The following is an 8,933-nucleotide window of genomic DNA, read 5'->3' as shown; positions in this document are numbered from 1 at the left end:
GCCTCGCCCTTCAGCTCGCTCAGCTCTGCCGGGGCGGCGAGGTCCCGCACGTCCCACAGCAGAGCCCGGCCGTCGTCGCCACCGGTCAGCAGCTCGGTGCCGTCGGGACTGAACGCGACGGCGCGGACGTTCGCGGTGTGGGCGGTGATCGCGCCGGCCGGCCGGATCGCGCTCACGTCGGAGACGTCCCACAGCCGCACCTGTGATCCGTACCCGCCGGTGGCAAGGACCCGGCTGTCGGGGCGGAAGGCCAGCCCGTGAATCGAGTCGGAGGCGCCGGGTAACGTCGCCGCGAGCACCGGGTGAGTGGGATCGGTGATGGTCCACAGCCGGATCGTCCGGTCGTCGCTCCCGGTGGCGACGAACCGGCCGTCCGGGCTGAACGCCACGGACTTCACCGCCAGCCGGTGGCCCCTGATCGTGCTGAGCGGGGTGCGGCGGGTGGAGTCTGACGCGGACCACAGGGCGACCGTCCAGTCGTCGCTCGCCGTCGCCACCAGCCTGCCGTCCCGGCTGTAGGCGACCGCGCCGATCGGACGGGTCTGCGTGCCGAGGTGACGGGTGGCGAAGCCGTAGTCGCTCGCGAACGTCGACAGCACGGCGCTGCGCGCCTCCGCCGTCGGCGCCAGCCGGTAGGCGACGGCGCCGAGCTGGGCGGCGGCCAGCGGGTCGGACCTGCGCAGCTGATCGGCCTGCCGGCCGATCGCCACCGACAGCGCCCGGTCCCGCTCGCCGGCGATCTGGGCCCGTTGCCGGAAGGCGAACGCCATCGCTCCACCGGCGATCAGGGTCAGCACCGTGAGAGCGGCGACGAGCTGGTGCAGCCGCCTGGTCCGCCGGGCCTCGGCCCGCTGCGCCGCCTGCTCGGCCGCGAGGGAGGCCGCCAGAAAGTCCCGCGCGACCGGGCTCAGTGCCGTCTGCCGCTGCCCGGCCTGCGCCCACTCCCGGACGGTCGCCAGCCGACTGCCGGTGAACAGGTAGGACGGGTCCCGCCCGCCGTCGTCCCAGGTGGCCGCGGCGTCGGTGAGCCGCTGTCGGGTCATTGCCGCGGCGCGATCGACCTCGATCCACTCGCGCAGTCGCGGCCACGAGCGCAGCAGCGCCTCGTGGGAGATCTCGACGGTGTCGGCGTCCACGGTGACGAGTCGGGCGGCGACCAGCGCGTCGAGGACGGCGGAGACGTCCTGGGCCGACGGCGAGTCCTGGGCCTACGGCGACGTGGACAGCAGCTCGGTGCGTGAGACGCGGCGGCGGGTGTCGTCCGTCCCATCCCCGAACTGGATCATCTGTAGCAGGATCTGCCAGGCCGCATCCTGGCCGGCCGCGTCCAGCGTGCCGAAGGTCTCCTCCGCCGTCCGGGCGATGGCCCCCCGTAGACCCCCGGCCCGCAGGTAACCGGCCACCGTCAGGGTGCCGTTCTCGCGTTCCCGCCAGGTGGCGCGCAGCGCGTGCGCGAGCAGGGGCAACGATCCGGGGTCGGCGACGACGCCGTGCTCGTCGGCGCCGAGGTCGTGCAGCATCAGATCGACCAGGCCCGGCTCCACCGTGAGCCCTACCGCCTCGGCCGGCTTCACGATGGCGTCGCGTACCTCCGCCGCGGTCATCGGCCCGACCACGACCTGCCCCGTCTGGAGCGCGTCCACCAGCTCTGGATAGGCCGCGCACCAGCCATAGAAGTCGGCGCGGACGCCGATGACGACGACCGCCGGTGGACGGGTGGCCCCGTCCCCGCGGCACGCGGCGACCAGCGCGCGGATGAACGCGCCGCGCTCCTCCTCGTCCGCGCACAGGGTGAACGTCTCCTCGAACTGGTCAACGACGATCACCACCCGCCGGGTGGGCGGGGTGGTCCCGCCGGCGGCCGGACGCAGGGCAAGCAGATCCGACAGCGCCCCGACGAATCGGGCGGGTTCCGAGACGACGTCGAGCCGTGCCGCTGCGAGCACGGACAGCCCGGCCGCCTGCGCCACCGTGCGGGCCAGCTCGCGGGCCGGGTGATCCGTGGGTGTCATCAGGACCTGCGGCCAACCGCGGGCGCCTGCCACTGCGCCCCGGGCGAGCGCCGGGAGCAGCCCGGCGCCCAGCAGCGACGACTTTCCCGAGCCGGAGGCACCGACGAGCACCAGCGGACCCGCGCCGTCCAGCCGTTCCTCCAGCCGCGACAGCGCCTCGGCCGTCGCTCGCTCCCGCCCGAAGAACCAGCGCTGCGTGCCGGCGCCGAACGAGGCGAGACCGGGATAGGGGCAGGCGGCCTCACCGGTGGTCACCCCGCCGTCCGGTGCGCTGGGAAGCCCCGCCGGCTGTCGCGGGGTGGGAGTCACCACCGGGCCGGGGCCGTCGGTGAGCACGGTGGTCGGCGCCGGCTCCAGGTCGGCGATCGGCGGGGTGTGCGCGGCGTTGCCGGCGAGGATCACCCCATCCGATCAGGCGGCGGCGGAATGCAGCACTGCGTTCCCGGCCGCGGTGAAACGTTGGGCGAGCCGCCGGGTCACCTGCCCGACGCTCAGCTCGACCGGGCCGTCCGGGTCGCCGTTGACGAGGAGCCGGACCAGGTCGGCGGACAGCGGCGGTCCGTCACCCGCCGCCGATCCGGTGTGCGCCGCCTGCCCGGTGTGCGCGGCCAGCGGCGAGGTCAGCACGAGCAGCTCCATGCCGTCGCCGGCCGCGGCCGCGTCGGCGCCGCCCCCCGCATCTTCACGAGGACCGGCAACATCCTCGCGAAGACCGGGAACGCGAGGTGGCACCGGCGGGACGGTGGAGTGGGCGGCCGTGGTCCGCACCCACAGACCATCGACGGCGATGAGCCGGGTGGCGGCCCGGCTCGTCGCCATCGTCGCCAGGACTGACGACAACGGTAGGGCCGTGTAGGCCAGGCGATGGGGACGGCTGTCCGACACGGCCGTCGCCAGGTAGATCATCCCGTCGGCGTCGATGAGGACGATGCCGGCGTAGTAGACGAGGAGAGCCTCGGTGGCCTGCTCGACGGCCGCCGCGAGAGCCTCGCCGAGATCGAGCGGGGTCGCCGGGTCGACGACCGTGCGCAGGCTTTCCTCGGCCAGCCCGCAGCGCTCCACGAACACGCCGCCGACCGCCGCCACGGCCCGCGCTACCACGGCGCCGACCTCGCCCGCCCGGTCGGCGCCGGGCCCACCGAGCCCGCCCGTGCCGACGACGAGAACCCGCGCACCGGCGGATCCCAGAACCAACCGCGACGTCCGCGACGTCGATGAACGAGCCACAGCTCTCGCCCCGCCCCCCGCACCCGACACAAGCGGCCAGATGCCCCCGACCAGGTTAGCCAGCTGGCGCACCAACCATAGATCAATCCGACGGCGCCCGGGTGGAATGCCGCGGAACCCGAACATTATCCTCGAGCGTGGCTGAGTCTGACCGTGCCAGTGCGTTGTCGCTGTGCTATAAGCAAGCCCCCCATGTCCGGTCGTTCCGGGCGAGGTCGCATCATCTGCGCGGTGAGCGAGAGCGCGGAGCTGAGCGCAGATGCGGTCGCCACTGAGGGCATCCCACGACGATCATCTTTCTCGGCGGGGTCGACCTCGGCGGGGTCGGCCTCCACGCCTGGCGGCCCGGCGGCGCTGGTGCCGACGCCGACGACCGGCCACCAAACCCGCACCGGGGTCGGCAGGCCGTCCGTCGAGGAGCCGGATCTTTCTTCGGCGGTGAGCGAGGCACGCCGCGGTGACGAGGCGGCCTTCAGGCTGCTCTATCGGACGATCCAGCCGGGTCTGTTGCGGTACCTGCGGGTACTCGTCGGTGACGAGGCCGAGGATGTCGCGTCCGAGACGTGGCTGCAGATAGCCCGGGACCTGCCGTCGTTCCGCGGGGACTTCGACGGGTTTCGCGGCTGGGCAGCCACGATCGCGCGTCATCGCGCGCTCGACCAGCTGCGCCGGCGATCTCGCCGCCCGCGCGGTGACGTACCGGTCGAGACGGTGATGATGGAGATGGCCGCGCCCGATGACACCGCCGGCGAAGCGTTGGAGGCGATGTCCACCGAGGCCGCCATGCGCCTGATCGCGGGCCTGCCGTTGGACCAGGCGGAGGCGGTGCTCCTGCGAGTGGTCATGGGGCTGGACGCGAAGACCGCGGGGCGAGTCCTGGGCAAGCGCGCCGGCGCGGTCCGCACCGCGGCGCACCGAGGGCTGCGCAGGCTCGCCGAACAGCTCGGCGAATGTGGGGTTACCGGGGCTGGTCGACCGGAGGCAGGTGAACCAGGTGAACATGGTCGGGGTGGCGGCGCGCAGCGATGATCATGGGTTCCGGTCAGGTGCAACACGGCCAGGTGTAACACCGGTGAGGGCTTCGACGCTGAAGGACGTGAGATGAGCACACACCGACCCCGTCGGATCGGCCGGGGCGCCGCGGAGCGGATGCTTCGCGGCGGCCCGGTCAATGCGGGGGCCGGTGCGGATCCCCTTGCCGACCTGCTCGCCGCCGTGGCCGCTCCGGCCCGCGATGGCGAGCTCGACGGTGAGGAAGCGGCTGTGGCCGCTTTCCGGGAGGCGCGTCTCGCTCACGTCACCCAGCCGCGGAGAGAGCCCATGTTCAAGTTGTTGCTCGCGAAGTTCCTGACCGCGAAGGTCGCCGCCGTGGCGGTCGCGGCCACGGCCGTCGGAGGCGTCGCCGCCGCCGCTGGCACAGGAGTACTGCCCGTCCCCGGTGTAGGTGGCAGCGCCGCCGTGTCCCCGGTGGCTACGCCCTCCGCCGAGGTGACCGCGCCGCGGGTCTCGGCGCCGAGCGCCGGTGCGTCCGTCTCGGCGTCGCTGCTCGCGCTGTGCCATACCTACACGGCCGACGCCGGCGCGGCTCTCAGTTCCCCGGACCTGAACGCGCTGGTCACGGCCGCTGGCGGCAGTGACCAGGTCGGCGCCTTCTGCGCGAAGGCCCTGCAGGCCGAGGCCGAGGCCGGCGCCGGGGTGGGTGCGGCCGCCGGGCCGGGCGGCACGGGTGTCGGCGCGCAGGTTCCGGGTGTGGGTGTGGGTGTGGGTGCCGGGCCGGGTGATGCGGGTCTCGGCGTCGAGGTCGGGCCGAGCGCGGGTGTGGGTGCGGCCGCCGGGCCGGGCGGCACGGGTGTCGGCGCGCAGGTTCCGGGCGCGGGCGTGGGTACGACCGCGGGGCCGGGTGGTGCGGGTCTCGGCGTCAGGGTGGGGCCGAGCGCGGGTGTGGATGCGAACGCCGGGCCGGGCGGCGCCGGTCTCGGCGCTAGCGTGGCGCCGTCGGTTCGTCGCTGACCGGTGGTCCCAGGAGGGGGCCGGCCGGCCTGGAGGGGTCGGGGGTTCAGGCGGCGAGCCCGTGCCGCGCGTCCGTTGCCTGACAGCTGACGACCAGTTCGCCGTCGTGGGCGTCGACGCGCACCGTTCCGCCTTCGGTGACCTCGCCGCGGAGCAGCGCGCGGCCGATGCGGGTTTCGACGTCGTGGGAGATGTAACGGCGCAGCGGCCGGGCGCCGTAGACCGGGTCATATCCCGCCCGGGCGATCAGACGCCGGCCGGCGTCGGTCAGCTCGAGGGTGATCCGCCGCTCGGCCAGGCGTCCGCGCAGGTCAGAGAACTGGAGATCGACGATCCGCTCGAGCTGGGGTAGGCCCAGCGGCCGGAACAGGATGATGTCGTCGATCCGATTGAGGAACTCCGGGCGGAAGTGCCCGCGCAGGTCGGCCATCACCCGGGCCTGCGCGTCGGATCGGATCTGCCCGTCGGAGTCGACGCCGTCGAGCAGGTAGGGGGAGCCGATGTTGGAGGTCATGATGATGACGGTGTTGCGGAAGTCAACCCGGTGTCCCTGGGCGTCGGTGACGCGGCCGTCATCGAGGATCTGCAGCAGGACGTTGAACACGTCGGTGTGTGCCTTCTCGATCTCGTCGAAGAGCACCACCGCGTAGGGCTTGCGTCGGACCGCCTCGGTGAGCTGGCCGCCCTCCTCGTAGCCGACGTAGCCGGGGGGAGCGCCGACGAGCCGGCTGACCGTGTGCCGTTCCTGGTACTCGCTCATGTCGAGGCGGGTCATGTTCTCCTCGGTGTCGAACAGGGCGGCGGCCAAGGCCCTGGCCAGCTCGGTCTTGCCGACGCCGGTGGGTCCGAGGAAGATGAACGAGCCGATGGGCCGGCGGGGGTCGCGGATGCCGGAGCGGGCCCGGATGATCGCGTCGGTGACCAGCGTGACGGCCTCATCCTGGCCGACGACCCGCTGGCGCAGGGTGTCGTCGAGGCACAGCAGCTTCTCGCGTTCGGTCTCGCGCAGCCGGGAGACCGGGATGCCGGTCCAGGCCGCGACGATCTCGGCGATCTCCTCGTCGGTGATGACCTCGCGCAGCAGCCGCTGCTCGCCCTGTTTGGCGGCGAGCCGGTCCTCCTCGGCCGCGAGTCGCCGTCTCAGCTCACCCAACCGGCCGTAGCGCAGCTCGGCGGCCCGGTTCAGGTCGTAGGCTCGTTCGGCTTCCTCGGCTTCGCGGCGCACCCGTTCGAGCTCCTCGCGTAGCTGCTGAACCCGCCGGATCGCCTGGCGTTCAGCATCCCACTGGGCGCGCTTGGCGTCAGCCTCGGCGCGCAGGTCGGTGAGCTCCCGGCGCAGCTCGGCCAGCCGGGTCTCGCTGACCGGGTCGGTCTCCTTGGCCAGGGCGGCTTCCTCGATTTCCAGGCGGGTGACCTGCCGGGTGATCTCGTCGAGCTCGGCGGGCATCGAGTCGATCTCGGTGCGTAGCCGGGCGCAGGCCTCGTCGACCAGGTCGATCGCCTTGTCCGGCAGGAATCGGTCGGTGATGTAACGGTTGCTCATCGTGGCAGCGGCGACCAGTGCGCCATCCTGGATCTTTACTCCGTGGTAGATCTCGAAGCGTTCCCGCAGCCCGCGCAGGATCGAGATGGTGTCCTCGACGGTGGGCTCGTCGACCATGACCGGCTGGAAGCGGCGTTCCAGTGCGGTGTCGGACTCCACGCGCTTGCGGTACTCGTCCAGCGTCGTTGCGCCGATCATGTGCAGCTCGCCGCGGGCGAGCATCGGCTTGAGCATGTTGCCGGCGTCCATGGCGCCTTCGGCCGCGCCGGCTCCCATCACGGTGTGTAGCTCGTCAACGAAGAGCAGAATGCGGCCCTGGGCGGCCTTGACCTCGGCCAGCACGGCCTTGAGCCGCTCCTCGAACTCGCCGCGGTACTTGGCGCCCGCGACCAGGGATCCCAGGTCCAACGCGAAGATCGTCTTGTCGCGTAGTCCTTCCGGGACGTCGCGGCGGACGATGCGCTGCGCCAGGCCCTCCACGATCGCGGTCTTGCCGACGCCCGGGTCGCCGAGCAGCACCGGGTTGTTCTTCGTCTTGCGGCTGAGGATCTGGATGACGCGGCGGATCTCGGCGTCGCGGCCGATGACCGGTTCCAGCGTGCCGTCGCGGGCCTGGGCAACCAGGTCGCGGCCGTACTTCTCCAGCGCCTCGTAGGTGGCTTCCGGCGTCGCGGAGGTGACCCGCTGATGGCCGCGTACCTGGGTGAGCGCAGCGAGGAACGACTCCCGGGTGATCCCATGCTCCGCCAGCCGCCTCCCGGCCTCGGTGGCCGACCCCTCCTCAGCCAGCGCGAGGAGAAGGTGTTCCACCGAGACGTAGTCGTCCCTGAGCCGCCCGGCCTCGCGCTCGGCCGCATCCAGCAGCCGGGACAGCCGCTGGGTGAGGAACACCCGCCCGGGGGCGGCGCCCGGCCCGCTGACCTTCGGCCGCCGGGCCAGGTCGGCTTCGACAGCGGCGGCCAGCGCGGCGGAGTCGGCGCCGGTCTGCCCGATCAACCGGGGGATCAGCCCGTCCGGGGCCTGCAGCAGGGCGAGGAGCAGATGCTCGCCGTCGACCTCGGTGTGCCCGAGCGCGGTCGCCCTGGCCTGCGCCGCGGCCAAGGCCTCCTGGGACTTCTGAGTCAGCCGGTTCATGTCCACGGCGGTGTGCTCCTTGCGGCTGTCGGAGATCGAGCGGCCTGGTCACCGCGCAGCGCGGCTTCCAGCAGGTCGATGCGGTCGAGCAGGTCGAGGACGAGACCGATCGCGGCGTAGTTCAGGCACAGGCCGGCCCGCAACCGTTGGATCCTCGCGATCGTCGCCGGTGGTGTCCGGAGCGAACCACAGCGTCCCGGTGGCGTCGCGGGAGGCCTCCAGCAGGCCGAGCGCCACGAACCGGCGGACCAGGTCGGGATGCAGCCCGCCGCGGCTGGCGACCGTCTCCACGGTCAGCTTCCGGGCTGGTGCCAGCGGGTAACGCGGCCGGGTGATCGGCGACGGCGCCGTCCGCTGCTGCGACGGGGATGGGATGGTCATCGCCAGGATCCCTTGCTCGGGTCGGAGTTTCTCGGGTCGAAGGTCGAGGTGGCCGCCAGTTCTCCGAACAGCGCCCGCTCCCGGCCGGTCAGCGTCGGCGGCACTGCCACGCTGACCTCGGCGTAGAGGTCGCCCGGCCGTCCCGACGGATTCGGCAGGCCCTCGCCACGCAGCCGCAGCCGGCGGCCACTCGACGAACCCGCCGGGACGTGGACCTTGACCTCGCCGCCGGGAGTGCTGGTCGAGACCGTCGCGCCCAGCGCCGCCTCCCACGGGGTGACCGGTAGCTTCAGCTGGATATCGCGGCCGCCCACCCGATAGCGGGGGTGCAGTGCGATCCGTACCTGCAGGTAGAGGTCGCCGGGCGGGGCGTCACCGCTGCCACGGCCGCCCTGCCCGGCCAGCCGGATCCGCTGACCGGCCACCACCCCCGCGGGGATGCTGACCTGGTAAGAACGCGGCCCGTCCGAGCCGGTCAGCGTGACCCGGCGGCGACCACCCCGGTACGCCTCCTCGACCGTCAGGCTGAGCTCGGCTTCCTGGTCGGCGCCCGGGATCGGCCCGGCCGCGCCACGGGCCCCGAAAAGGGTTCCGAACAGATCCTCGAATCCGGCTGTGCCGAAACC

The 8,933-nt window shown here is 72.9% G+C and carries 7 protein-coding genes and 1 pseudogene; 2 read left to right on the top strand and 6 right to left on the bottom strand.

Annotated elements, in window-relative coordinates; all coding sequences use genetic code 11:
• The 3 genes and pseudogenes from AC08OJ_RS16200 to AC08OJ_RS16190 all read right to left on the bottom strand — a co-directional run.
• Positions 1-770 (bottom strand): WD40 repeat domain-containing protein (locus AC08OJ_RS16200; protein ID WP_476596167.1); only part of this gene is annotated, 770 nt, incomplete at its 3' end.
• A 273-nt stretch (positions 771-1,043) separates the two neighbouring features.
• Positions 1,044-2,267, bottom strand: a pseudogene (locus AC08OJ_RS16195) (ATP-binding protein); the annotation flags it as partial.
• Between the two features lie 156 nt (positions 2,268-2,423).
• Entirely contained in the window at positions 2,424-3,206 is a 783-nt protein-coding gene (locus tag AC08OJ_RS16190) for a hypothetical protein (RefSeq protein WP_476596166.1), read from the bottom strand.
• Positions 3,207-3,470: 264 nt separating this feature from the next.
• On the opposite strand from AC08OJ_RS16190, the gene AC08OJ_RS16185 reads away from it, so the two are divergent.
• Both AC08OJ_RS16185 and AC08OJ_RS16180 read left to right on the top strand, forming a co-directional pair.
• Positions 3,471-4,268, top strand: a complete 798-nt coding sequence (locus AC08OJ_RS16185) for an RNA polymerase sigma factor (protein WP_476593923.1) — start codon at positions 3,471-3,473, stop codon at positions 4,266-4,268.
• Between the two features lie 72 nt (positions 4,269-4,340).
• Positions 4,341-5,249, top strand: a complete 909-nt coding sequence (locus AC08OJ_RS16180; protein WP_476596165.1) for a hypothetical protein — start codon at positions 4,341-4,343, stop codon at positions 5,247-5,249.
• Positions 5,250-5,295: 46 nt separating this feature from the next.
• Here AC08OJ_RS16180 and clpB read toward each other — a convergent pair whose 3' ends face one another.
• From clpB to AC08OJ_RS16165, 3 genes are all read right to left on the bottom strand, one after another.
• On the bottom strand, positions 5,296-7,932 hold the full coding sequence (clpB, locus tag AC08OJ_RS16175; RefSeq protein ID WP_476596164.1) for an ATP-dependent chaperone ClpB: 2,637 nt from the start codon (positions 7,930-7,932) through the stop codon (positions 5,296-5,298).
• Positions 7,923-8,069 (bottom strand): hypothetical protein, encoded by a 147-nt coding sequence (locus tag AC08OJ_RS16170; RefSeq protein ID WP_476593926.1) that lies wholly within the window; start codon positions 8,067-8,069, stop codon positions 7,923-7,925. The genes clpB and AC08OJ_RS16170 overlap by 10 nt, the downstream gene beginning before the upstream one ends.
• 234 nt (positions 8,070-8,303) lie before the next feature.
• Positions 8,304-8,933 (bottom strand): DnaJ C-terminal domain-containing protein (locus AC08OJ_RS16165; protein ID WP_476596163.1); only part of this gene is annotated, 630 nt, incomplete at its 5' end.

It is taken from the genome of Frankia sp. CgKIO3 (genome assembly GCF_977946435.1).
Note: the sequence above shows the minus strand (reverse complement) of the source record. Positions and strands in the feature narration are given on the sequence as shown.